Source organism: Elusimicrobiota bacterium, from assembly GCA_016180815.1.
Taxonomy (GTDB): Bacteria; Elusimicrobiota; Elusimicrobia; order JACQPE01; family JACQPE01; genus JACPAN01.
Genome location: JACPAN010000014.1, coordinates 1 through 25,153, shown reverse-complemented (window position 1 = coordinate 25,153; position 25,153 = coordinate 1). Strand labels below are relative to the sequence as shown.

At 56.5% G+C, this 25,153-nt stretch carries 26 protein-coding genes; 8 read left to right on the top strand and 18 right to left on the bottom strand.

The genetic code is table 11. From position 1 onward, the window contains the following. Positions 1-203: 203 nt before the first annotated feature. Genes HYT79_07595 through HYT79_07540 form a run of 12 tightly spaced genes read right to left on the bottom strand, consistent with a single transcriptional unit; the run spans position 204 to position 10,665 of the window. A complete protein-coding gene (locus tag HYT79_07595; GenBank protein ID MBI2070455.1) occupies positions 204-629 on the bottom strand; it encodes a cytidine deaminase in 426 nt (141 codons plus the stop codon). A 2-nt stretch (positions 630-631) separates the two neighbouring features. Further along, positions 632-1,513 carry an S-methyl-5'-thioadenosine phosphorylase gene (gene mtnP, locus HYT79_07590; protein ID MBI2070454.1) on the bottom strand — a complete coding sequence of 294 codons (882 nt, stop codon included), beginning with the start codon at positions 1,511-1,513 and terminating at the stop codon, positions 632-634. A 2-nt stretch (positions 1,514-1,515) separates the two neighbouring features. Then, positions 1,516-2,868, bottom strand: a complete 1,353-nt coding sequence (locus HYT79_07585) for a thymidine phosphorylase (protein ID MBI2070453.1) — start codon at positions 2,866-2,868, stop codon at positions 1,516-1,518. Next, entirely contained in the window at positions 2,855-3,601 is a 747-nt protein-coding gene (locus tag HYT79_07580; protein ID MBI2070452.1) for a purine-nucleoside phosphorylase, read from the bottom strand. The genes HYT79_07585 and HYT79_07580 overlap by 14 nt, the downstream gene beginning before the upstream one ends. Beyond that, positions 3,601-4,830 (bottom strand): sodium:calcium antiporter, encoded by a 1,230-nt coding sequence (locus tag HYT79_07575; protein MBI2070451.1) that lies wholly within the window; start codon positions 4,828-4,830, stop codon positions 3,601-3,603. The genes HYT79_07580 and HYT79_07575 overlap by 1 nt, the downstream gene beginning before the upstream one ends. Continuing rightward, positions 4,827-5,435, bottom strand: a complete 609-nt coding sequence (locus tag HYT79_07570) for an aminoacyl-tRNA hydrolase (protein MBI2070450.1) — start codon at positions 5,433-5,435, stop codon at positions 4,827-4,829. The genes HYT79_07575 and HYT79_07570 overlap by 4 nt, the downstream gene beginning before the upstream one ends. 9 nt (positions 5,436-5,444) lie before the next feature. Then, the gene (locus HYT79_07565; protein ID MBI2070449.1) at positions 5,445-6,218 is read right to left on the bottom strand and encodes a 50S ribosomal protein L25; all 774 of its coding nucleotides are present in this window, start codon (positions 6,216-6,218) and stop codon (positions 5,445-5,447) included. Between the two features lie 39 nt (positions 6,219-6,257). Beyond that, positions 6,258-7,259 (bottom strand): ribose-phosphate pyrophosphokinase, encoded by a 1,002-nt coding sequence (locus HYT79_07560; protein MBI2070448.1) that lies wholly within the window; start codon positions 7,257-7,259, stop codon positions 6,258-6,260. 7 nt (positions 7,260-7,266) lie between these two features. Further along, positions 7,267-8,640, bottom strand: a complete 1,374-nt coding sequence (gene glmU, locus HYT79_07555; GenBank protein ID MBI2070447.1) for a bifunctional UDP-N-acetylglucosamine diphosphorylase/glucosamine-1-phosphate N-acetyltransferase GlmU — start codon at positions 8,638-8,640, stop codon at positions 7,267-7,269. A gap of 57 nt (positions 8,641-8,697) precedes the next feature. Next, entirely contained in the window at positions 8,698-9,036 is a 339-nt protein-coding gene (locus tag HYT79_07550; protein ID MBI2070446.1) for a septation protein SpoVG family protein, read from the bottom strand. Positions 9,037-9,045: 9 nt separating this feature from the next. Beyond that, on the bottom strand, positions 9,046-10,038 hold the full coding sequence (locus HYT79_07545) for a hypothetical protein (protein MBI2070445.1): 993 nt from the start codon (positions 10,036-10,038) through the stop codon (positions 9,046-9,048). 18 nt (positions 10,039-10,056) lie between these two features. Beyond that, positions 10,057-10,665 (bottom strand): LysM peptidoglycan-binding domain-containing protein, encoded by a 609-nt coding sequence (locus tag HYT79_07540; protein ID MBI2070444.1) that lies wholly within the window; start codon positions 10,663-10,665, stop codon positions 10,057-10,059. A gap of 46 nt (positions 10,666-10,711) precedes the next feature. Here HYT79_07540 and HYT79_07535 point away from each other — a divergent pair, with 46 nt between their 5' ends. Genes HYT79_07535 through HYT79_07505 form a run of 7 tightly spaced genes read left to right on the top strand, consistent with a single transcriptional unit; the run spans position 10,712 to position 17,358 of the window. After that, positions 10,712-11,197, top strand: coding sequence for a DoxX family protein (locus tag HYT79_07535; protein ID MBI2070443.1), 486 nt, complete (start codon positions 10,712-10,714; stop codon positions 11,195-11,197). A gap of 46 nt (positions 11,198-11,243) precedes the next feature. Continuing rightward, positions 11,244-12,533, top strand: a complete 1,290-nt coding sequence (locus HYT79_07530) for a citrate synthase (GenBank protein ID MBI2070442.1) — start codon at positions 11,244-11,246, stop codon at positions 12,531-12,533. A gap of 1 nt (position 12,534) precedes the next feature. Continuing rightward, complete coding sequence (gene purN / locus HYT79_07525) at positions 12,535-13,188, top strand: phosphoribosylglycinamide formyltransferase (GenBank protein MBI2070441.1); 654 nt, start codon at positions 12,535-12,537, stop codon at positions 13,186-13,188. Continuing rightward, positions 13,185-14,153: a hypothetical protein gene (locus tag HYT79_07520; protein ID MBI2070440.1), complete on the top strand. Its 969-nt coding sequence runs from the start codon at positions 13,185-13,187 to the stop codon at positions 14,151-14,153. The genes purN and HYT79_07520 overlap by 4 nt, the downstream gene beginning before the upstream one ends. A 4-nt stretch (positions 14,154-14,157) precedes the next feature. After that, the gene (locus HYT79_07515) at positions 14,158-15,474 is read left to right on the top strand and encodes a hypothetical protein (GenBank protein MBI2070439.1); all 1,317 of its coding nucleotides are present in this window, start codon (positions 14,158-14,160) and stop codon (positions 15,472-15,474) included. 8 nt (positions 15,475-15,482) lie between these two features. Continuing rightward, positions 15,483-16,256, top strand: a complete 774-nt coding sequence (locus tag HYT79_07510) for a hypothetical protein (GenBank protein MBI2070438.1) — start codon at positions 15,483-15,485, stop codon at positions 16,254-16,256. 1 nt (position 16,257) lies between these two features. After that, positions 16,258-17,358, top strand: a complete 1,101-nt coding sequence (locus HYT79_07505; GenBank protein MBI2070437.1) for a hypothetical protein — start codon at positions 16,258-16,260, stop codon at positions 17,356-17,358. Here HYT79_07505 and HYT79_07500 read toward each other — a convergent pair. The 6 genes from HYT79_07500 to HYT79_07475 are packed head-to-tail and all read right to left on the bottom strand — an operon-like array spanning position 17,355 to position 24,903. After that, entirely contained in the window at positions 17,355-19,019 is a 1,665-nt protein-coding gene (locus HYT79_07500; protein ID MBI2070436.1) for an iron ABC transporter permease, read from the bottom strand. The genes HYT79_07505 and HYT79_07500 overlap by 4 nt on opposite strands. Further along, positions 19,016-19,828 carry an ABC transporter ATP-binding protein gene (locus tag HYT79_07495; GenBank protein MBI2070435.1) on the bottom strand — a complete coding sequence of 271 codons (813 nt, stop codon included), beginning with the start codon at positions 19,826-19,828 and terminating at the stop codon, positions 19,016-19,018. The genes HYT79_07500 and HYT79_07495 overlap by 4 nt, the downstream gene beginning before the upstream one ends. Positions 19,829-19,831: 3 nt before the next feature. Further along, positions 19,832-21,475, bottom strand: a complete 1,644-nt coding sequence (locus HYT79_07490; GenBank protein MBI2070434.1) for a hypothetical protein — start codon at positions 21,473-21,475, stop codon at positions 19,832-19,834. After that, complete coding sequence (locus HYT79_07485) at positions 21,472-21,912, bottom strand: acyl-CoA thioesterase (protein ID MBI2070433.1); 441 nt, start codon at positions 21,910-21,912, stop codon at positions 21,472-21,474. Before HYT79_07485 ends, HYT79_07490 begins: the two co-directional genes overlap by 4 nt. Next, positions 21,899-22,939, bottom strand: a complete 1,041-nt coding sequence (locus HYT79_07480) for an extracellular solute-binding protein (GenBank protein MBI2070432.1) — start codon at positions 22,937-22,939, stop codon at positions 21,899-21,901. Before HYT79_07480 ends, HYT79_07485 begins: the two co-directional genes overlap by 14 nt. Next, positions 22,936-24,903, bottom strand: a complete 1,968-nt coding sequence (locus HYT79_07475) for a glycine--tRNA ligase subunit beta (protein MBI2070431.1) — start codon at positions 24,901-24,903, stop codon at positions 22,936-22,938. Before HYT79_07475 ends, HYT79_07480 begins: the two co-directional genes overlap by 4 nt. Between HYT79_07475 and HYT79_07470 the strand changes: the two genes are divergently transcribed. Beyond that, positions 24,826-25,153, top strand: a 328-nt coding sequence (locus tag HYT79_07470; protein ID MBI2070430.1) for an ATP-binding cassette domain-containing protein, incomplete at its 3' end; no start/stop codon positions are given. The genes HYT79_07475 and HYT79_07470 overlap by 78 nt on opposite strands.

The window sequence follows — 25,153 nt, the reverse complement described above, 5'->3', positions numbered from 1 at the left end:
GCCGAAAGTTTAGCAATTTTCCGTCGGAGAACGGCTTTTTGAAAAAAACACCGGACTCCACCAAACCAACGGGCAAACCCCCCTTGCGCGTTTTGGATTTCGGGACAAAAATACGAGTAGGCCCCCAAGAAATTGTTGACGGGGTGCCAGTGGAGGGAGAGCGTAAAGCTCTCCCCAGTTTTTTCTAGCGGACGCAGCGACCGCTAGGTTTTTCGAGGAAAACGAAAAGGAAGCGGTAAAAAATCCTTGAGGGGACGCACCACGGGCGGACGGGAACCCTGATCTAGGCAAATTAAAGTCTCCGGAGACGCGAATTCCGCCATCACCTGCAAACAGGCCCCGCAGGGGCTCTTTTCCACCGGGTCTTCGGTCACAATGGCCACGGCTTTGAGCTTTTTTTCCCCCTCGTAAACCGCCTTAAAAATGCCCACACGCTCGGCGCAGACCGTTAAGCCGTAAGACGCGTTTTCGATATTGGATCCGGTGTAAATGCGCCCGTCTGCGGTCAAGACAGCGGCCCCGACGCGAAATTTCGAATAAGGCGCGTAGGCGCTAAAAACGGCGCGGCGGGCTAAAGCAAGCAACTCGCGGATATCCTCTCGAGAAACTTTTTTAGGGCCTTGTTTAATCACTATTTTTTCACGTAGCGGCCCACCAAAAGCCTGAGTTTTTGGGCCGTGGAGCGGCTCATGTATTTAGGATCGGTGACTAAGGCCGTGGACAAGGCATCCGGACACGGGCAACCGGCCCTAGGCAAACGGCTGATCTTGGGGATGGCGTCTTTTAAAACGCGCTGGACGCGATTGACGCCTTCCTTTAAATTCTCGATCACCTTGGAGGCGTTAACCGCTTCTTCGCCTTCCTTCCAGCAATCGTAATCCGTGACAAAGGCGATCAACGAAAAACATAGTTCGGCTTCCCGGGCGAGCTTGGCCTCCGGCAAAGCGGTCATGCCGATCACCGAATAACCCGAACGCCGGTGCTCCAACGATTCCGCTCTGGTTGAGAAGGCCGGGCCCTCCATGCACACATAAACCCCGCCGTCATGAGCGGGCAAACCCAAATCCCCGGCGCTGTCAACGACGACGCGGGAGAGTGCCGGGCAGATCGGCCGGTCAAATTGCACATGGGCCACCATCCCCTGCCCGAAAAAACTCTGCACCCTTAAACGCGTTTTATCCACCAGCTGATCCGGGATCACCAAATGCATGGGCGCCAATTCCTCCTTCAAGCTTCCCGTGGCGCCCACGCTCAGCACCCGTTCAACGCCGAGCGATTTCAAGGCGAAAATATTGGCCCGGGCGTTGATTTCCGTGGGCAAAATGCGATGCCCGCGCGCATGCCTGGGCAGAAAAGCCACCGGGATTCCGGCCACATCAACGATGGCGATGGAATCGGAGGGCCGGCCGAACGGCGTTTTCACGCTGACCTGGCGGATCAAACGGCAGCCTTCCATCTGATAAAGACCGCTGCCGCCGATCACCCCGATTTTGACGCCGGCTGACGATTTCATGACTAAAAAACCTCCCTGATCATGCGTCCGGCGGCCGGACGCGACGACGACAATACGTACGCCCGGCGCATATACTCTGCGGCCATTCTACAATCTTGCCGGTTCGCGCTCCGGCTTAAGCCCACCGCCACGGTTTCGCCCGGACGTACCCGGTCGCCGCGTTTCTTCAACAAAATAATGCCGGCTGAATGATCCACCTCATCCTCACGGCGCCGCCGCAAAACGCCCAAATAAAGCGAGGCTCGGGCGATCAATCGCGCATCAACAAAACGGATAAAACCTCGGCCGCGGCCCAACGTTGCCTTAATCCGGACACGGGGTTTGGGCAAATGCGCTTCAAGCCCGGCGGAAACCTCGGCGGAAACCCCCTGCGCCCTGAGCATGTCTTGGAATTTGGCCCAGGCGCGGCCCGATCTTAACGATTCAAACACCCGGTCTCTGGCGTCTTGCTTGCTGCGGACTCCCCCGGTCAGGCGCAGCATATGATGGATCAGTTCAACGGTCACCTCCAGATAGTCCTCCACCCCGCGAAAATGATCCCGTTGAAGCGATGATCCGGGTTTTAAAATATCCACGGCTTGCAGAATCTCCGGCGCATTGCCGACGGCCCGGCCTAACGGCTCATCCATATAGCTCATCACCGCCGCGCTTTTCAGCCCGGAGTCTTTGGCTGTTTTAACCAAGGCCTTAGCCAAGGCGCGGGCTTCGGCGTAGGAGCCGAAAATCGCGCCGCGTCCGAATTTGACGTCGAAAACCAAGGCCCGCAACCCCTCGATTAATTTTTTGGAAATAATGCTCGACACAATCAACCCCACGGCATCAACGGCGCCGATGGCATCGCGCAAAGCGTAAAGCTTTTGATCCACGCCGGCCATGGCCGGGCTTTGACCGAACATGGCTAACCCGATACGCTCGATTTGTCGCTCGATGCGCCGGGCCTCCAAACGCGCCTGAAAACCGGGGATGGACTCGAGTTTATCCAACGTGCCGCCCGTCAATCCTAAAGAACGGCCGCTCATCATGGGCACGAGAAGACCCAGGCTTGCGGCCAGAGGCGCCAACACCAGACTGATGCCGTCGCCCACCCCGCCCGTGGAATGTTTATCCACGGCCGAATATTTGGCGCCGAACGATAATCGCTCGGAATAACGGGCCATGGATCGGGTCAAAGCCACGGCTTCAGCGTGACTCATGCCTTTTAAGCGCACGGCCATCAAGAAAGCCGCGATTTGATCATCCGTCCAAGCGCTCCGATCAACGGCGCAGGCGAAAGCGTCGATTTGATCCGGAGTTAAGGCGCGGCCGTTTTTTTTGACCGCAATCAATTCGTGATAATCGACGCTAAATGCTTTCAATAAAGGACAAGAGGAGTTTGGAAAAAGGAGTTTCGATTTGACGGCCGTAATCAAGCACTTCCTGGTGGGAAAGCTTGTGTTTGGGAACAAGGCCGCTGGCCATATTGCTGACCCAGCCTAAGCCGGCCACGCGCAAGCCGAGCGAACGCGCGACCAGGGCCTCGGCGGTCACGGACATGCCCACAACGTCCGCGCCCAATTTCGCGAACGCCCGAACCTCGGCCGGGGTTTCATAACTGGGCCCGTCGGTTGAGGCGTACACCCCGGGAAACGCGCGCAGTTTCAATCGCTTGGCCGAACCCAACAGTTTGGCGCGCAATTCGCGGTCATAAACCTCGGTGCAATCCACGAATTGAGTCGTTCCCCTCAACGGGTTCGTGGATTGCAGATGAATATGATCGGACAGCACGACGAAATCTTTCGTCTTGAAACGGCGCTTTAAAGAGCCGCAGGCGAACGTGAGGATTAAGGTCGTCACGCCCAAAGTTTTCAAATAACGCACCGGTTCCACGACTAAATGTATGGGGAATCCTTCGTAATAATGAAGCCGGCCTTGCAGGATGAGCAGGTCCCGGTTCTTGTATTTGGCTTTGATCATGCGCCGGTGATGGCCCAACGGAGGCACGCGGCCTTCGAGTTCCTCCCCCAATACGCGGTTTAACGGCGTGATATCGCTGGTTTGCAAGCGATCCACGACGCTGCCTAAACCGCTGCCGAGAATAACGCCGATCATCAGAGGGGAACCTTCTCGGCCTCAGGCTCACGCTTGAGCAAAACCGCCTTTAAATTACGGCGCGTGGAAGGATCTTTAACGATCCAAAAAATGGCCAGCGCTAAATAGAAAACGCCGAAACCCAGACGCACCGTTGTTCCGGGCAGAAAAAGTTGAACAATGAACAAGCCGAACAGCATCCCCGCTTCGCTGAGGGAAAAATTAAAATTGCAGAACACGATCGTAGCGAAGAGGCTTTGAGCCGAAGTCAGGAACAGTTCTTCGGTCTGGCGCGCATCCAGCGGCATGGCCCAGGGCCCGGCTTGATCCGAGACCGTCCCATGCCACCAATAAGACAAGGCATAAGCCATGGGCAGCATGCCCACCAACAAGGTCCACTGATTGACTTTAGAGCTGATCAATGTGCCCAAGCCGGCCCTGGGGTGCAGACGCCAGGCAAACATCAAGGCCACCAGAAGCTCCGGGGCTTCGGAGGCCAACGGAGCGAGCCATTGAACCAGCAGAAACTCTTCAATCCCCCATTGCTTGCCCAACGCCAGCAAGCCCTCCGCAAAAGATTCCGCCGAAGCTAAAATGGCCAGCGCGCAATAAACGAACAGGCCGATATAGAGAACCCGGCGCTGTTGGGGACTGTAGCGATGGATGATTCCCTCGATGAACGGCTCGGCCAATTTCTCTTCGGAATCGTGCTGGGCGGCTTCCCGGATATACAAGAAAAAAACGGCGAACAAAAGCAGCCCGGCAAAAATTCCGATCTGGCCGAACATGGGGATGATGAAGGAAATGGTCGTGGCCACGATCAGGGCCCAGATGGCGGGCGCCTGACCCCTGTCCACGGTGAACGATTTTTTCCCGGAACGCCAATAATAAATAAAAGCGATGGCACTCCACCCGACGCCGATGAGCATTCTGTTGGCGCCGGTCATATTCGCCACCGCATAAGGCGCATACGACAAATCCCGGCCCGCGTTCCAGGCAAAATAAAGATCAACGGCGTATTCGGGCAACACAGCCACCAAGGCCACAAAGGCCAAGGCCAAGCCCTGAGAAATATCCTCCTCCGCCAATTCGCTGGCCCAAGCCAGCATGGTGGCCGCAGATATCACCGCCAGGCCCGAAAGAACCGTAGCGCCGAAAGGATCGTGCCAATGCCAACCGGTCGTCAAACCGATGATTTTGATGATTAACTGCGGCAGGCACAACGAAGCGAATAAAAAAATGCGGCTCATTGCTCAGGTCCTCCTAAGATCGCCGGCTGATACTTGCTCACGGCCAAGTCCCACCCATGTTTTAAAACAGCGCGGAAAAGCTCTTCGGCCTTGACTAAGGCTGATTCGGCCAAATCCCGCTCCTCTCGCTTAAACGGCGCCAACACAAAATCCTCGGCTTTTGCCGCAGCGGGCTTAGGACCGATGCCCAGACGGATGCGCGGAAAATTTCCGTGGCCGACCGCGGCAATGACGGATTCCATGCCCCGATGCGTCCCGGCCGAACCCTTCAGGCGCAGGCGCACCGACCCTGCCGGCAAATCCAATTCATCATAGGCCAAAATGAGCTGGCTGGAAATATCCATCGGAAAAATTTTAAGCAGAGCGGCCACGGCATCGCCGGAATTGTTCATGAAAGTCGTGGGTTTGACGAATACAACATGACGGCCGTCCAATTGGCCCTTCCAGCACTCGGCTAGTTTAGCCAAAACAGGGGGTTTTGTTTTCTCAACATCGGCGGCGGCCGCCAATAGTCTGTCGACCAATAAAAAGCCGATATTGTGGCGCGTCGGCGCATAGCCGGGACCGGGATTTCCTAGGCCGACAAAATAGAAATCGGTGGACAACAGACGGGGTTATTTTTTAGGAGCTGCTTCTTGCTTGGCGGGCGCGGCTGCTTTGGCAGCGGCCGCAGGCGCGGCGGCCCCTTCGGCTGCGCCCTCTTCTTTCTTGCCCTTGGTGATGACTTCGGGCTCGGTTGCGGCCGGGGCCGCAGCCGGCGCCGTTAATTCCTCAACCTTGGTCGGAGCCACGACATTCAACACGACATGGCTTTTGTCGGTCAATAATTCAACGCCCTCGGGAAGCTTTAAATCGCCGGCCAGCGTTCCCTGGCCGATTTCCAGAGGGGTCACGTCCACGGTCACGGCCTCGGGGATCGCGGTCGGCAAACAACGCACTTTCACTTTGTGCAGCAAATGCTCCAGAATGCCGCCTTGATTCTTGACGCCGGAGGCTTCTCCGCTGACATGAACGGGGATTTCGACATCCACTTTTTTATGGATATCGACGCGCAGGAAATCCGCATGGATGGGCACGCCGCTTAAGACATCGCGCTGCATGGTTTTCAACAAAACGGTGTCGCCCGGACCATCGGTGTCGGCCGCTTTCTTTTTGGGCTTCGTTCCCTCGCCTTCTTCCAGATGGAGCTTGAACAGGACGTTCCCGCTGTGCGCCTGCTGGAGCGCCTTTTCCAATTCCCGGCGGGCAACCCATAGGCTTTTCGGCTCTTTTTTGATGCCGTAAACAACGGCCGGGATCACGCCCTCTTTGCGATGGGTTTTCATCTCGCCCTGAGGAGTTTTCTTACGGCGCGGGGTGGCTGTCAAAGCAATTTCTTGGCTGCTCATGGAAGCCTCATTATAGAATATCCGTAGACTTTTATCGCCCTATTTGAACAGGGCGCTGATCGATTCTCCCTGATGATTTCTCAGGATGGCCTCCCCCAGCAAAGGAGCGATGGACAGCACGCGGATTTTCCGGCAATTCCTGGCCGCATTGGTCAAGGGAATCGAATTAGTGATCACCAGCTCTTCGATGGGCACAGCCTCGACATTAGCGATGGCATTGCCCGAAAGCACCCCATGAGTGGCCAGCACATAAACCTTGGCCGCCCCCAAGCGTTTGAGGGCGCGGGCGACTTCCGAGAGCGTGCCCGCGGTATCCACGATATCATCGATCACCAACGCTGTTTTCCCCTCCACGTCGCCGACCACGTTGAACACATGGGCTTGATTGGGGACGGGGCGGCGCTTGTCCACGAAAGCGACCGCGGAATCGATGCGTTTGGCGAAGGCCCTGGCCCGCTCCACGCCGCCGACATCAGGGGAAACGACCACGACGTTGGACAAGCGGCGGCTTTTGACGTAATTCAAAAAGACCTTGGTGGCGAACAGGTGATCAAGCGGGATGTCGAAAAACCCCTGAATTTGCCCGGCGTGCAGGTCGATGGTGATGACCCGCATGGCGCCGGCGGCCACGATTAAATTGGCGCAAAGTTTGGCTGAAATCGGCACCCGGGGCGCTGTTTTCCGGTCGGCGCGGGCATACCCGAAATACGGGACGACCGCCGTAATTTTTCCGGCTGAGGCCCGGTGGAGCGTATCCAAAATCAACAACAATTCAACCAGATTTTCGTTGGGAGGGCGGCACGTGGGCTGGATGACGAAACAATCCTTGCCTCGGACGTTTTCCTCGATCTGCACATTAACCTCGCCGTCCGCGAAGCGGCTTAAACTGATGCGGCCCAAACTCCGGCCCAGGTAATTTCCAATTTCTTGAGCGAGTGCCGGGTTGGCGGTTCCGGAAAATAAAAGGAGATTATCGCCCTTGTTCGGCCTTGCGGCGCGCTTGGGCTCCGGGGCTTTCCTGATGCGTTCAGCCACGGCCATATTACCCTTAATTATCGCTGTGATTGCGGCGTTTGTGAATCTGAAAACTTCTGGCGATGGCCAGGGTGTTCGAAGGGACGTCGCGGGTGATGGTTGATCCGGCCGCCACCAAGGCATTTTTGCCGATTTTCAGCGGCGCGATCAAATTGACGTTGGAACCGACAAAAGTATCGCCTTCGATCACGGTTTTGTTTTTACGAACGCCGTCATAATTGCAGGTGATGGTGCCGGCGCCGATATTGCAGCGCGGCCCGATCTCCGCATCGCCGATATAGGCCAGATGGGGCACCTTGGAATCCTCGCCGATCGTCGACTCCTTGATCTCCGTAAAATTGCCGACTTTAACGCGCTCGGCCAGATGCGTGCCCGGCCGCAAATGCGCATAGGGCCCGACCGTGACGAAATCCGCCATCGTCACCTCGCGGGCGACCGAATAAACGGCCTTGACATTGCTGCCCAGCGTGCAGTTTTCGACGTAAAGCTGGGGGCCCAAAACGCAATTTTTTCCGATCACGGTTTTGCCTTTCAAAATCGTCCCGGGCATAATCACCGTGTCTTCGCCGATGCGAACGCCGGGCTCGATATAAACGCTTTGCGGCACCGGGATCGTGACTCCTTCGATCATCAAGGCTTCCAGCGTCCAACGCTGAAGAACGCTCTCCGCCCGGGCCAAGTCGACGCGCGTATTGATGCCTAAAATTTCTTCGCCGGAAGGCGCCATCCAAGCCGCTACGCGATGGCCCTGAGCGCGCAGAATCCCGATCGTGTCGGTCAAGTAATACTCCTTCTTGGCGTTCAAAGGCCGGACCTGGGCCAAGGCCGCCATCAGCGGCTCTTTTTCAAAAGCATAAACCCCGGAATTGACCTCGTGAATTTGAAGTTCCCGCAAATTAGCGTCTTTTTCTTCAGCGATTTTCAAAAAAACGTTGGTGGGTCCGCGCACGACCCGGCCATAACCGGCGGGATTGGCCAGGCGCGCCGAAAGAACCGTCGCCTGATTATGCTCGCGCCCATGGAAAGCCAACAGCTCCTCAAGCGTGTCCCGGGACAACAACGGCACGTCTCCAGCTAAAACCAAGACGCCGGCGGCATCCGCCAACTCTTTCCGGCAAGAGGCCATGGCATGAGCCGTGCCCAGGGGTTTCGTTTGCCGGACGAAGGTCAACCCTTTTGATTTGGCATGCTCTTCGAGCACCGCGGCCTGAACACGCTGATCCTGTCCTACCACGACGATCACTTTCTTGGGTTTTAAATGAAAAACCGTGTCCAAAACATAGGAGAGGATAGGGCGCCCGCCCAAGGGGTGCAGCACTTTGGACGTCCGGGAAACCATGCGGGTGCCTTCGCCCGCCGCCAGAACGACGACATGACAATTTCTCATAAAATCACCCGTTTCGCAATTCTTCGCCTCATCAGATCCTCCCGGCCGCCGTTGTCGTCACGTTACCTGGTGTTCGTGGCTATCCTGGGGCGCTTCCTTGGTATTGTCGTTATTGTCCTTAGGGTGAATGCCCTGGGATAGCTTTTTGACTTCTTCTTCATAAGTGGCGAAAACCTTGTTTTCTAATTCACGGCGGAATTCATTCGTGATGGGGTGCACCACGTCGCGAAATTTTCCGTCGGGGCCCTTGCGGCTGGGCATGCACAGGATCAACCCTTTCTGGCCCTGAATCACTTTCATGTTATGCACCACGAGAACCTTCCCCAGCGTGATGGTCACAAAAGCTTTAAGCTTGTTTTCATTGCGCAGATAAACACGCACATCGCTGATTTCCATAGAGTCCTCCTAACAGATGACTGATAAATAGTATGCCAAATTGATTCCGGCGTATTTTTCTTGCACCGCTCGCGCCAACCGCCGCGTGTCCGCCGAGGAAACGCCCAAAGCCCAAAGACATGAACCGCTGCCCGATAAGGCGGCGGCGCGGGCGCCAAAATTCATCAGGTCTTTTTTCAATTTATTCAACAACGAATCCTCTGGAGCAACGACTTGCTCAAAACTATTAAAACCGATTTGATTGCTCCCCCTCCCAGAGGCAGCGTCAGTTTCCGGCGCATCGAACGGCCAGGTTTCATTCAACTGACGCAGAAGTCTAGGAAGTATGCCCGATTTTGTCAATGTCGCATGATGGCCGGCCTCATCAAGCGCCTGGTAGGCTTGCGCAGTGGCCATGGCGAAGCCCGGGTAAATGACGAGAACCGGCCACACGCCGCGCCCCGGCACCGCCCGCAAGCGCTCCCCGCGTCCGCTCGCCCACCATAAAGAACCCGGCCTGGGAGAAAATTCGGGCGATGAAGCGATAAAAAACGACACATCGCTCCCCAGCGACGCGGCGAGCCGCATCAACTCATCACGTCCAATGTCCAAAGCGAAAAATTTTGCCAGCCCGATCAAGGCGGCGGCGGCGTTGGATGAGCCGCCCCCCAACCCCGCTCCCGACGGAACGCGTTTAACAAGCGTCAGGCGCGCGCGCCGGGAGGCCATCTTGGGAAAACGCCCGGATAATAAGCGGTACGCCCGGAGCGCCAAATTATCCTCAGGATTTTCCGACAACGCTTGACGGCAAGGCTGCGGATACCGGCGATCAAAACGCAGGACCAGTTCCAACGAGCCCTCTTGAAACCCCATGGGCCGGGCGCGCCCGGGCAACGTTTCGATTCTCAACTCATCCGCTAAAGCCAACCGCGCCATTAATGTGCGAATTTCATGAAAACCGTCTTTGCGCTTGGGGCCGACGGACAAATACAGATTGATTTTAGCGGGAGATAAAATAAGCACGAATGCTCAATAAAACACTCAGCCGGGAAGCTTCAAAACAGTGCCGGCCGGCATTTTTTTATAGACGGGAATTTTCGCCGAATTGACTTTCCAAATATCATGCCATCGCCAGGGGGTTTGATAAAGCTTTTTCGAAATACCCCAGAGCGTCTCCCCGCGCCCCACTTTGTATGTTTTCAGCGAAGCTCCGGTTTGAACTCGGACGCCGTGCGGGGAGGGCTCCAGCAAATGTTCGGCGCCGAGCAAATAAAGCATGGCCTGGGACGCTTCGCGCGGGGACGGCTGGGCTTCGGCCAGACGAAGACGCGCCTCGGTCATCAACGAAAGGGCGGCGCGATAGGACTCGGGATTGTCCACTTTTTCCAGGCTTTGTTTCTCCAGCGCCGCCTGCTTTTTTCTGGTAAATTCCAAAAAAATCGGATCCATGGTCAGCGCCGCCTCTTTGTTCGATTCTTCGGCCAAACGCACGGCTAATTCCTGAAATTGATGGCGGCTCTTCTTGCTTTCCTCAAGGGCCAGCTTGGCCAGATAAGCGACATACCCAACGATGGTAAAAAGAAGAAGAATAATGATGAACGTCAGCCGGCTCATTAAATATAAACCGCCGTTCGTTGTTGAGCTGAACATATTGATGATTAAACAAATTATGATAAAAGAAGATAAAAGGTAACAAATGATAGGCAGAAAAATATTCAATACGGAACGCCTTGAATCTCTCGGCCCATACGCTTTTTTCCCCCTTCGCTTGACCCTGGCCGCTATTTTTTTCGCCCACGGAAGCCAAAAACTATTCGGCTGGTTCGACGGCGCCGGGTTCGCCCAAACCATGATTAATTTCAAGGAACATCTCGGCTTTCCTTCGGTGTTGGCGTTGTCGGCCATGCTGGCTGAATTTGTCGGTTCCTTGATGCTTCTTGTGGGCCTGGGGACCAGGATTGCGGCCTTCTTCTTAGCCGTCGTCATGCTGGTGGCCATGCTGAAAGTGCATTGGCCTTGGGGTTTTTTTCTGAATTGGTTCAGCTTCTCCGGCCGGGGCCACGGCATTGAATATCCACTGGCGCTGCTGGGGGCCTGCCTAAGCTTGGTTGCCGGCGGCGCCGGGAAACCCTCGCTCGATCATCTATTATGCCGGAACAAACGGGGAGAGCGCAAAACATAGCCGCCACTTGCCAGGACTTCTTGATCCTGGTATCCTGATATTGAGAATGCCTCAATCAGCTGAAATTCGTTTCAACGGAAAAACGGCCACAGTGCCCCTCATTAAAGGCACGGAGGGAGAATTGGGCCTGGATATCACCCGCCTAAGGGATGAAACCGGATTAATCACCTTGGACCCGGCGTTCGCCAACACCGGCGCCTGCACCAGCGCCGTCACTTTTATCGACGGCGAGAAAGGCATCCTGCGCTACCGGGGCATCCCCATCGAAGAATTGGCGGAAAAATCAAGCTTTATTGAAACCGCCTACCTGCTGATTTACGGCCGGCTGCCCAATAAAACAGAACTGGACACGTTCACCACGCTGATCGTCCGCCACACCATGCTTCACGAAGACATGAAAAACTTTTTTTCCAATTACGCCCTAACCGCGCACCCCATGGCCATTTTATCCGCGATGGTCTGCTCGCTGTCGTCCTACTACCCGGAATCACTGAACCCCAAGGGCCAAGACGGCCTGGACTTGACCATCGCGCGCCTGATCGCCAAAGTGCCCACCATCGCCGCTTATTCGTATAAAAAATCCATCGGCCAGCCTTTCGTTTACCCGCAAAATCACCTCTCGTACGCCGCTGATTTTATTCACATGATGTTTGCCGTGCCCGCGGAACCGTATACGGCCGATCCGGTAGTGGAACGGGCGCTCAACGTGCTGCTCATCCTTCACGCGGACCACGAACAAAACTGCTCGACCTCCACGGTCCGGCTGGTGGGCTCATCACACGCCAATTTATTCGCTTCCATCGCCGCCGGCGTGTGCGCGCTCTGGGGCCGGCTTCATGGCGGCGCCAACGCGGAAGTCATGGAGATGCTCGAGCTCATCCGCCAGGACGGCGGCGGCGTCAAAAAATACATCGCCCAGGTCAAAGACAAAAAAACAAAAATCCGCTTGATGGGCTTCGGCCACCGGGTGTATAAAAATTACGACCCTCGCGCCAAAATCATCAAATCCGTCTGCCGGGAACTCTTGGAAAAACTCAACATCGACAACGCGCTCTTGGACATCGCCCGCGAACTCGAAGAGGCCGCGTTAAGCGACCCTTATTTCATCGAACGCAAGCTTTACCCGAACGTCGATTTCTATTCGGGCATCATTTACCATGCCATGGGCATTCCGACCAATATGTTCACCGTCATGTTCGCCTTGGGGCGCCTGCCCGGGTGGATCGCCCATTGGAGGGAAATGCGCGATGACCCGGAAATGAAAATCGGGCGGCCCCGGCAAATTTACACCGGGCCAACGCTCACAACCTATATCCCCCTGGGCAAGCGCAAATAATTTGCTCCCGGGCCACAAACACGATTTAGCGCCATCAAACCCCGAATTTCGTTTAGGCGTTTGTTGCTCCGGGCAAGGCACGAATTTCCAGCGCTTGGCCGAGGCCTGCCGCTCGGGAGAAATCCCCGGCGCGCGGATCACGTGCCTGATCACGGATCGATTGTGCGGGGCTCTCGACCGCGCCAAAGGTCTCGCGATCCCGGCCTTCACTCTGGAGCCCAAACAATTTCCAAATACCGATGAATGGACGAACGCCATGACCGAGCGCCTCAGGCATTGCGGCGTTCATGTGGTGTGTTTGGCCGGATTTTTAAGAAAAATAGGGCCGGGGATGCTGGCCGCTTACCCCTCGCGTATTTTGAATATTCACCCCGCGCTTCTGCCGCGTTTCGGCGGACCGGGCATGTACGGGCGCCGGGTGCATGAAGCCGTGATCAACGCCGGTGAAACACAAACAGGGGTGACGATTCATATCGTGGACAAGGAGTACGATCACGGCCCCGTCCTCTGGCAGGAGCGCATCAGCGTCGCCAGCGGCGAAACCCCCCAACGGCTCGAAACGAAAATCCATGAATTGGAGCATCGCGTCTACCCCAAGGCCTTGGCCGAATACCTGAACAAACTGCGCCAAAACGGATTCCCCGCGTCCGTATGAACGCTGGGCGCTTGCTGCTGTGGGCCGCCGTCATTGTGACTCCGGTTTCGATTTTCGGCAACCCCGCCGATTCTTCCGGCGGCGCAACAATTCACTGGCTCGACGCCTCCTCGCGCACGGCCTGCCTGATTTTGCCTCAACGCGATCTCTTGATCGATACGGCCGACAATCCGGCGGCCGAACATCTGTGGGTCTACCTTCACCTTCCCCGCAAGTTTAACGCCGACACCCCGTTCGTCATTGTGCTGCCCATTTTAGGAGGCTCCGATCTTTGGATCGAAAACCGGTTCGCGGCTGCGCTCACGCGCCGGGGCTTGGCCGCGGGTATTTTGATTTTGCCCCAACAATTCAACCGCCGGTATTTCCTGAGCCTGCCCAGCGGCAAACTTTTTTTGGACAGAAATCCCGAACGCCTCGCCAACAACTTCAAGCAATCGTTAAAAGACATCCAAACCCTGATCACCGCGCTTCAACAAGGCCTTGCCCTCGGCGGAGCCGGCGCGGGCGATGGCCGATGGAAACCGAAAAAATTCGGCATTTTGGGAACCAGCTTAGGCGGCATCGTGGGCTCGGTCGCCATGAGCAGGGACGAACGCCTGCAAGCCGGGGCTTTTTTGTTGGCAGGCTCCGACCCCGCCTCGATTTTAACCGAAGGCGATGAAACCCGGCGCGTCGCCAAAAAATTAGGCGCCACGCGCTCGACATTGGCCGGGCTGCTGGAGGATTTTGATTTAAACGGCTTAACCGCCCGGAAAAACCCCGGTGGCATCTGGAAGGGCCGGCCCATTTTGCTCATTCACGCGATTTGGGATGGCGTTATCCCGCGCCCGGCGCGGCGGGCGTTGGATGAAGCCATCCCCCACGCCCAAATCACGCACATCCCCGCCGGTCATGTCAGCGCCATCGTGTATATCGGCTGGATCAAAAACAAAGTCGCCAAGTTCTTCGAAGAAAACCTACAATAATTCGATGCGGGGGAGCAGAGCGTCAAAATTTTTTATTTTTTTCTGGATTGCTTGCGTTTTCCCGCCGGCCGGCCACAGCCTTGAATTCGACGATTTGATCGCGGGCGGGCGCACCGGGGCTTTAGGCGGCGCCTCCGTCGCCCTTCCCGACGGCTATCAAGCACAATTTTTAAACCCGGCCGGGCTGGTCAATATCGAAGCTCCGAGCGTTTATTGGGGGTACGGCCACCACTACAGCCTGCCCATCGCCAATTACCATTTCAACTATATGCGGCCCCTAGGAACGGGCGTGGCGCCGGCGGGCGGCTGGCAAGGAACGCGCTCCGCCACGAAACAGCTCGATCGCTTTTATCTATCCTGGTCCCAGGAAGAACGCGGTTTCCCCGGTATTCCCCGCGGGCAGCACCGGTTCGCCTGGGGCGTCAATGTGCGGACCCTCTCCTTGAGGACCCGCGACGCCCCCGAACAAAGTTTCAAAAGCAAAGTCGGCGTGGGCCTGGACGCCGGGGTTCTCGTGGCGTTCACAAAATCAAAAACCGTTCTCGGCGCAAGCATCATCGGCCTTGATTCCAAAAATATCGACTCCGACACCCCGATTTTGAGCATCGGGGCGCTCAAGCGCTTCGGCCCCTTGGCCCTGATGACGGATTTTCGGGCCCGGTCCGGGCTTAACACGTTCTACCCGGCCGTTGAATTCGACCTGTTCCACGGCTTGGCCCAAATCCGCGCCGGACGCGGCGCGCGGCTGGGGCTGCTGAGAACCGTGGCCTTGGGGTTCGGCTTCAATCTTTTGCCCTTGACCGTGGACCTGGGCCTTCATGTGCCCTATCAAGGCCTGCACCGGCGCGAAGGCTCGCTCATGCTGTCGTTGGGCTGGGCGTTCGGCGGCCGGCGCTACTATGAATTATTCACCGGACGGGCGGCTGAATCGTCCCAAAAATTGGCGTTGGACATTGAAACCCTTGAAGAAAAACGCCACCACACCAAAAAAGACCTCGCGGAGACGGAGCTCGACCTTAAAATCATCAAAGAAGAAATCATGGCGCTGGAAAAACGGCGCCGGGAGGAACTGGCGTGGGACGAGCTCAAAAAAGCGCAAGCGGAGCGCGCCGAGGAAGAGAAAAAACCGAAACCCAAACTCATCGTTGAGGAATGGCCCAAACATCATCGCGTCAAAGAAGGCGATACGCTGCGGCAAATCGCGACGGATTATTACGGCGATCCGGGTTTCTGGGAATTGATTTACAAATCGAACCCCGATAAAATCATCCGCGGGCTCCCCAAGGTGGGCGCGACGCTGGTCATCCCTAAACCGCAATGAGCGGCAACATGAACAAACCCGGCGCGGCGCTTGTCCTGATTGCGCTGACGGCGTTATCCTCGTTATCCTGCCGGCGGACGCAGCAGCAGCGAACCCCGGCCTTGCCCCAGCCCCCGGCGCATGTGCTGCGCGATCCCTCCAGCATTGCCTATGACGGCGAACATTTCTATGTGGCGGACTGGCAAAGCCCGGGACTCCTGCGCTTGGAGACGGACGGACGCCTGGAACCCCTTAATTTTCGCCGCGGCGGCGCGATTCAGGTCGTGGCCGTGGGCCGGCGGCGCCTGATTATTGAAACCAACGACGGCGATCTCTACCTTTGGGACCTCGACGACCGGCGGGCTCCTCAACGGCTTCGTTCCGGCGCCGATCGCAAACCCGGCAGCCTGATGTGTTGGGACGGGCTTTTGCTTTGGTTGACGGACAAAGGCGTGGCTTCGGCGAACGCTCTTCTGCCCAACGGCGACATCGTGCCCATGGCTAAACGGGAGCGCGGCCTTCAATTGCTCGGTTCCGCCGAAGACGCGGCCGGCTTGGCCTTTGCCTGCGGGTGGGGCTCATCCTTAATTCTGCTGCGCGCCGGTGAAGACTATTTTGTCGCCGCCGGGGCCGTCACAGGCGGCCGGACTCAACAACATCTTTGGTCCTCGCGCGAATGGGAACCCGCGGCCATCACGCTCATCGGACCGAATCAAGCCGCGGTCTTGGCCCAACAAAAAGGAAAAAGCGGCGATTTCCGGCTGCTGCTTTGGGATAACGGAACATTAAAGCCAGAGGTTTGAAATGGCCAAAGACAACGCTTCTCTCATTCGCGTCACTTACCTGTACCCTTTTGATTTGGGCCTGGATCTCGAGCTTAATCTGCGCGACGAACACTACAGCAAAGAAATCCTGCGCAGCGCGGACGCGGGGGAAGTCCTCTTTGAAGGACGGCGCATCGGAACAGCGGCGCTGGCGGGCCATCTCTATCCTTTCGGCGTCGGGATGTTGGAGTTGACCTTTGATTTTCAGGACAGCTTGGCCGAAGCCTCGGACCTGGCCGTCTCCTGCGAAAAAGTTCATTTAGGCCGCTACGCGCTGAATGTTTTCTTTCAATCCCAAATCGAGACGGTCTTGGCCAAGGCCCGGCGCTGGGCCCGCGCCGCGGGGCCGGGACGAATCGAGTCCGGGCGCGAAATTTTTCCATTACTGACGTTGACGCCTTTTCACGAAAACTTGGGCGCGGAAACGTTTTTGAACAAAAACAAAAAAACGCTCTTCGGCGTGGTGACCGGGGAACCGTCCTATGCCAGGCTCTCCGAATACGCCCTTAAAAAAGAAGATTTGAAAAATATCGGCTACTACGATGAAGAGATCATCCTGATCAACCGCTTCGGCGCCTTCATCCACTCAAAAGAAGAGGAAACGCTCAAGGAACTCATCCGCCTGGCGCTGGCCCAATATTTCAACGCCTGGGCCGCCAACGCTTTTCTGGAACGCTCGCTGCAAGGAGCCCAGCGAATCCTGGAGAATCAACCGCCCTACTATCATTTCTGGCGCATGCCCAGCGCCTATCAGCAGGTTTCCCGCGAACAACGGGAATTCGGCAAAGCCAAGGCCGCCCTGGTGGAGAGCCTGCACATCGTTCATATCCAAAATCCCAAAATCGAATCCGATTGGCATTTAAAGAGCGTGCACCGAGAAATTCTCGGCGCCTTTGAAAGCGAAGGTTTGGCGAAAACAGCCCTGCAGCGCTTGGAAACCATCGACTCCATTTACGCGCATTTAGGCGAGCAGCTCTCCACCATGTTTTTCATCTTTCTTGATTTCGTGTTCCTGGCTTGGCTGATGGTGGACTTGATCGGCTGGGTCGCCCTGATCGCGCTCACCGCCGCTAAGAATTAATTATTGATATCCGTCTGCCCGATCAAGCGCACGGCTCGGATGACCGGCAGCATCAACACCAGCATCAACACCATGGCCAACGCGCCGGCTTGAGGCAAAAGCCCGTCGGCTACGTTCCTGGCGATGAGCAGACTCAAGGGATAAAAGCGCGGCGGGGCGATCAAAATAGCAATGGCGACGTCCTGAAGCGAAGAAATAAAAATCAGAGCGGCCGAAGCCGCCAGCGCCCCTTTTAAATACGGCAGTGTCGCCCAGCGAAAAGCGAACGGCCCGGAGGCGCCGCAAGCCGCGGCCGGGTCCTGCCAGCGTTCGCCCAGGCGGTTCCAGGCGGCCGCGGTGATTTTCAAAGCGTAATTCATGCGCGTCGCAACCAAAGCCAAAACCACCAACGTCGGCGTAAAATGAAGGAACAGCGGAGGCCTGCTGAACACGCCGATCAAACTGATGGCATAAATCACCGAAGGGATGGCGAAGGCGAAGCCGGACAAAGCAAAAACCCAGCGGCGCATCCACGATGGTTTTTCCTGAGGTCCAGCCGCAACCAAAGCGCCGAGCAAACAAAGCCCGCTGACAAGAATGCCCAACAAAAGGCTGACCCCCAAACCCTTGATGAGCTCAGGCGCGACTTCCCGGTAATAGCTCAAGCTCAGCGACGACGAACCGAGCCCGCCTAAAGAAACAAGGCCGATGATCAGCGCGCCGGCGGCGGGCAACAAAACCAAGGCCGTGATCAACGCGCCGGAAAAAATTTTCCCGGCGCACGCGGATGACGCCTCGGGAAGGTTCTCGCCCAAGGGAACCTGAACCAAATCGCCGCTTTGAGCGGCCCAACGCCGCTCAAAATAAAGAAAAACCGCGGAAATGGCCAGCATTTCCAACGAAAGCGCCGCGGCGCCGGGCCACCAATTTGACCCGGCCAAATCGCGCCACGCCTCAAGCACCAGCAGGCGATACCGCGTGGACACCAACAGCATGGGGGTGACAAAATCGGACATGGAACGAATCGCCACAAACACCCATCCCGCGGCCAAGGCCGCTGCGTTGAGCGGCAGCCATACGTGCCGGACGCGATAAAACGAATTCGCGCCCAGGGTTCGGGCGGCTTGATCCCAGCCCGATTGATAAAGCGCCAGGGCCGGAGCTTGGCTGAGCACGGCCAACGGCAAAAAAGCCGCGATTTGCGCGATCACAAGCCCGGTGAAAGAAAAGGGGTCGAAGGGAGAAAAACCGAATGCTTTGACGCATAGGCCCTTGGGGCCGAAGAAAAGAATAATGGCCAAAGCGAACAGGTAGGCGTGAAAAGCCAGGGGCAGCAAAGCGGCCAAACCCAAAATTTTTCTTGAGGAAAAACCGCGCCGGGCAAAACCGAAGCTCACGGGAAGAGCCAAGAGCGTGGTCAGCGTCGCCACGACAAGGCCCAACTGCAATGTGTTTTTAGCGGCTTTTCGATAGCGTTTGATCCTGAACAAATCCGCGAGGTGGGCGGTCGTGGCTTGACGGACGATTTCCCCGGCCAACGCAGCGGGTTCCCCCCGGGTCAAACGGGCCAACACATGAGGCGGCTTGCCCGTGAATGCCGTCAACGCCAAAATCGCCAACGGACAAGCGGCAAACAAAAGAAAAAAGAAAAAAACAGCCGGCAACCCGAACCGCAATTTCATTGTTTGGTCAATTTCAAAAGCTCCGGAGAGACGATATTGTTTAAATTAAAAAATGGGCGCACCCAATCATCGGCCGGATTCGCCAGAAGCTCTTTAGGCGCTCCTGTTTGAACGATGCGCCCCCGATGCAAAAGAGCGATGCGCCCGGCCAAGGTCACCGCCTCCTCTTGATCATGGGTCACGTATACGAACGTGATGCCCAACTCGCGGTGCAGGCGGCGGATTTCCTCCCTTAATTCGATTTTCAATTGCCGGTCCACATTGGCCAACGGCTCGTCCATCAACAACATCCGGGGGCGCGTCACCAAGGAACGCGCCAGGCTCACGCGCTGGGCTTCGCCGCCGGAGAGCGATGACACCCGGCGCTCGGCGAAACCCTCCAAGCGCACCAACTTCAAGGCGGCCAAGGCCTGCTCGCGATGCTCGCGGGAAAGGCCTTCTCCGGGAGCCCGCCAAAAATACCGCAGCTTGTTCGCCCACGAACGGCTTTGGGCGAATTGCCGGGCGGCCAAAGGAAAAACGACATTGCCCAGCGCCGTCAAATGAGGCAGCAGCGCATAATGCTGAAAAACAAAGCCGAAGCCTCGATCCTCAGGCGGCCGCCCCGCGATGTCCTCGTCCTGCCAGCGAAGCGTCCCTTCATCCGGCGCGCTCAGGCCCATGATGATTCTCAACAGCGTCGTTTTGCCGCAGCCGGAAGGCCCCAGCACAGCCACGAATTCACCGTTGCCGACGCCGAGAGCCAGGCCGTCTAAAACAGCGCGGCCGCCGTAGCGCTTGACGATGCCCTTGAGCTCAAGTCCCGGCATTTCTTAACCCCCCGATCTCCTGACCGAAAACATTTCTTTGGGTAGTTCATACTTTTCGATCATTGTTCGATTGGCCGCCGTGCGCCGCAAAAAAATGATGGCGGCGCCGTCGACATAAACCGGAGCCCACTCGGCGCGATCCTGCGAGCGCCGGATCAAAAAATTCTGCCCCCAGGGAGTCAAATCATGGCGGTAAAAGAAAATCGCGTTGAAATTCCAGCGGCGCAGCAGTTCCTGCCAGCGATCGTCGTTTTCCTGGGGCGCCATGTAACCATCCTGAAAAAAAGAGGCCGGGTAAGCCTCGGGCCGGTTGTCCACATAAACGCGCTCGTTGGGGTATAGGTAATAAATCAAATAACCGCCGATATCGTAATTGTTGAAAATCGGTCCTTGGATTTTTTCCCTGAGAAAAAACCGGGCCGACGATTCAATGCCCGGGATCACGCCCCAACCCATGCCCGCGCCGCGGCCGATGAAATAACCGGGGTTGATCCGCCACAAAACAACGCCGGCCAAAACCAAACCTGAAATCCAGGCCCAGGCTCCCGATGAATTCGGCAAACGCCCCCAACGATCAACCGGCAGACGCTCTGCAGGCTCTCTCCTGAAAAAAACCGGGGCCAGAGCCGCGCCGGCAAAAGCCGGGCCCATAAACCCGAATAACGCAAAATTGCGCACGGCTTTAACGGCTAAGCCCATTACAAAAAAAGTCAGGCAAAGCTCGGCGATCGGCCAGCGATCGGATGCTTCTCTGCGCTTGACCAAAAACCAACCAGCCGAAACCCACGCCGCGATCATCAGGCCCAACGCGATTTTAAAGTAAAGGCCCGGAGGGTAACTGACGATCCTTTGAAGAAACCAAACCGATTGATTCTCAAAAAGGCGGTAGCCGTATTCGCGAAAAATAAAAAACGGATAAACCGCGCCTTTGACGCCCAGCGGATTCATCAACGCGGCCGCCATGGTCAGGGCCAAAACCGTCCAAAGCCGCCGCTTAAGGTCAGCCCTCGGTGAAAACAATGCCTCCAGGGCGAATGCCCCGATCAATACCGGGCCGAGAATGAAATAAATGTGCATATTGACCCACAAAACTCCCAACACGGGCAGCGCCCAAAGCCAACTCATCGGCAAGCGCCCGCTTCGAACCCGGCTCAATACCCAGAAAAAAACGCCGGCTAAACAATAGCTGACGGCCTCCGGCCTAATCTCCACCCTGCTCGCCGTCAAAGGCAAAAAAACAAGGGTGAGCGCCGACGCCCACTCAAAACCAACGCGCTCGGCCGTTTGATCGAAAAATAACAGCAGCGTGGCCAGGCTCAAACAAACGAACACGAACGACAGTCCTTGAAAACCAAAATAACGATGGGTCAGATAAAAGAATACGCCCGCGCCCCAATGATGATTGACGAACGGAAACTCGGAATGCGTGTATGAGTAAAGATTGGCTTGAGGAATCAGCCCTTGGGTGACGGCCAACTCCCCGTTTTTTAAATGCCGCCCCAAATCCGCCGTGCACATGTTAATTTTTGTCGAAAACAACGCTCCGGCGCCCAGCAACATCAACGTCAGGATCAGGGCGCGCCCAAAAGAAAATCCCCTCCGCTGACCGGGCATTTCCTGAGGCGGCCGCAGCGATTTTTTGCTCACCCGTTTCCCCTCTCGAACGCCCGTATTTTTTCCTTAAACTCGATGGGCATGCGCACGGGGCGGCCTTTTTGGTAGTCGTACATGACCTGCGTGGTTTTCGCCTCGGCCACCAGACGGCCCGTGGCCTTGTCCCAAATTCGGTACTCAAAATCAAATGAAGCCCCTCCCAATGAGACCAGGCGCACGCCCACGACCAAAAAATCGTCGATTTTTCCGGGCGAGCGGTAGTCGATTTGAACGCGGGCTAAAATAAAATTAACGCCCTTGTAATTGCGCTCCCCGGTCAAGCGCACCCAATATTCGATGCGCGCCAGCTCAAGGTAGCTCAGGTACACGGCGTTGTTGATATGCCCCATGGCATCCGTGTCCCGGAACCGGACCTGAAGTTCCAAAATTACTTTAAAATTATTCGTTTCCAAATCATCACTCCTCGACATGATTTTGCCAATAAATACGCGCCCGGTCGAAATTCTCGGCCATCCATTCAAAATTCATCACCAAGGCTGAATTAACCAGCTGCCGGGAATCGGAGTACGGATGCTCGGGCGGCAAAATAATCCGGCCGCGATCGTCTTTGACCCAAAACGTGGAGGATAAAATCGCTTGCGCCTCGGGCGAATGAAGAAAATCGATGAACAGCTTCCCTTCATCGGGATGCGGCGCGTCCGCAACCAACCCCACGGGGTCAGTAAACACGAACACAGGCCGGGGCAGATAAAACGATAGCTTCTCCCGGTTTTCTTTGACTTTGCGCCGGTAGTAAAGGAATTGATTGTCCAGATGAAGGCCCAGCCGAACCACGCCATGAGCCACCAAAAAAGCGGGCGGGCCTTCTTCCGCGTATTTTTTCAAATTTTGATGAAACGCTTCCAAAAACGCCCACCCGCCCTCTTCGCCGCGGCCGGCGCTGATCAAACGCCAAAGGGAGGCGACTAAAAACGACGTGGCCGTGCCGCTGACGGACGGATCCCAAATCGTCAACCCCTGCTTCCACTTGGCATCGGCCAATTCATCCCAGTGTTCCGGCAACTCGCCTTTGGGGATTTCATGGCGGTCATAAACGAGACCCAGGGACGCAAACCCGAACCCGACCCATCGCCATTGGGGATCGCGCAGCCAAAGCGGGCCTTCCTGCGTCGGCATTGTTTCCAAGCCCAACGGCGTGTACGCGCTGAGAATTCCCTCGCGGGCCAAAACCATGGCCGGCACCGTGCCGCTGGCGCCCATAAAGACATCGGCGATGGGCCGCCCTTGCTCGGCGCGGAGCCGGGTCATGAGCCAGGACGTGCCCTCCATCACCGCCTCGACTTTAATGCCATGCTTTTCCTCAAAACGCCGGGCCAACTCCAAAGTCAGGCTCTCCGGAGTGTCGGTATAAAGCACCAGCTTGCGGGTATCGCGGGAGCGGCAGCCGTTAATTAAAAGAAGGAAAAATAAAAAAAATGCGGGGCGCCTGAGTCTCACCCTTTTAACGTGAGTTTGGAGGGGTCGATAATATCCAAAACAAGCGCCCGCAGGCGCGCCAGCAAAGCCAAACGGTTTTTCTTTAAGCGTTCATCCTCGGCCATGACCAGCACGTCTTCGAAAAATCGCGCCAGCGCCGGAGACAGCCCGGCTAATTTTTCATAGGCCTCATCATAAGCGTGCCGGGAAAGGCAAGACTCCATGTCCCGGGCCAGCAGCTGCAGGCTTTTCCAAAGCTCGGCCTCAGCCGGCATGTGCAGCAGGGAGGAATCCACGTAACCGTTGAATTCAAGGCCCGCTTGCTGGGCCTGGCGCAAAATATTGGCCGCGCGTTTAAACGCATTGGACATGGATTCCAGGCTTTGCCAGCGGCCTCCTTCCAGCGTCTTGAACGCCCCGGCCGCGGCCCAAATCTCAGCGACCGGGCATGGGGCGAATCGCTTGGCCGCCAACAGCGCCTCAACCCTGTCTTTGGCAAAACCATCGGCGCCGAGCTCCTGGGCCAAACGTCCGCGGAAATAGTCCATCAGGTCCGGGCGCGGATCAGTCAATGTTTTGGGAAAGGGTTCCCAGCATATCCCCAGAAGCTCCTCCAACGGACAATCGGCCGCCAGTTTAAGCTGCGGCGATGATCCGTCCTTCCTTAAAGCCCCCAAAACGCTGTCCGCGAGTTTTTTCAAACCCATGGGGTCTTCTCCGGCCGTGGGCTTATTGCCGGTGGCAAACTGCGCCAGAAGCGTGTCCAAACGATCCGCCAATGCCAGAATCAAGCCGAGCCTGGTCCGCGGAACGCTGCGCGCCGCATCCCGAAGAACGACGGACGCGGATCGCGTATCGCTTAAGGGGTCTTTCTCGGCGTAATAGGCGCCGACTTTGCCGGCTAAATCCGGGTACTCGCCGACCAACGTCGTGGTCAAATCGTTTTTATAATCGCGAGCCGCCTGGCTGATGACGCGGCCGTCCTGAGGGGAAAGCCTGAAGCGGGCGGCCAAGCGCTCCGCGGCCGCAAGCACGCGCTGGACCTTATCCGCCACGGAACCCAATTCCTTGGACCAGATAATGCCGCACAACTTGTCGGCGCGCTCGGGCGATGACAACGGAACTTTCAAATCATGCTCCCAGAAAAACTTGGCGTCAAAAAGCCGGGATTCGACCAAACGCTCGTAACCATCCCTGATATTCTTGACGGCTTCCTTTTTCAAAGGACGCTCAATGACCGCTAAAAATTTATTGGCCAATCCTGCGGCGGCCTCATCCAGAGCAACCCCGAAAACTTTGGATTTGCCTAAAATGGCCAAAATAACTTCCGGCGGCAAGGCCAGGTATTCCTCCCGAAAAGCGCCGCGCAAAGCCTGGGGGCATTCCGTCAAATCAACGCTCTCCATCAGCAGCCCGTCTTTATTGATGCTTTCAAAACGGCCCGGCTTAGCTTCCCTGCCGAGGCTTTTTTCCAAATGAGCCCAGCGATTGTCCGGTTCAAGCAACAGCCCCGCCGTTTTTAATTTACTTTCGTATTCGGAGGCTTTATTGATGGTTATGGTTTTTCCAGCTACCGCCGTTTTATTGCTTGGAGTCAACCCGAAAATACGCCACGCGCTCAAAACTTTATTGTTCCAAAGCGCCATCACGCCGCGCACGGGCCGGGCGAAACGCCATTGCTCCCATCGCATGGTTTTTGGAAACGGAATGCCCAGCACAAGGCCCGGCATCTCGGCCTGCAAAATCTTTTCGATTTGAACGGCCGGTATCGAAATTTCAGCGGCCAATTGCGGTCCTTTGGGCGTGGTTTCAATAGTCAGTTGATCGGGGCGGACATTTTTGGCTTTGGCGAAGCAACAACCTTGGCGCTGGACGAGATTAATTTGAGCGTTGAAAAAGGCGAGTTTTTGGCCATCATGGGTCCCAGCGGCTGCGGTAAGACAACGCTTATGAACATTATCGGTTTGTTGGACCGCCCTAGCCACGGTAAATACTTACTGGAGGGCAGAGATTCATCGCGCCTGCGCGCAGGCCGCCAGGCCAAACTGCGCCGCGACCGTATTGGTTTTGTTTTCCAATTTTATAACTTGCTGCCGCGTCTCAACGTTTTAGATAACATCGCCCTGCCCCTGGCTTACCGCGGCATGACGCCGGTGCGGCGCGCTAAACGGGCCAGCGATATACTAGAACTTATCGGGCTGCGCGACCGCGAATATTTTTTGCCCAAGCACCTTT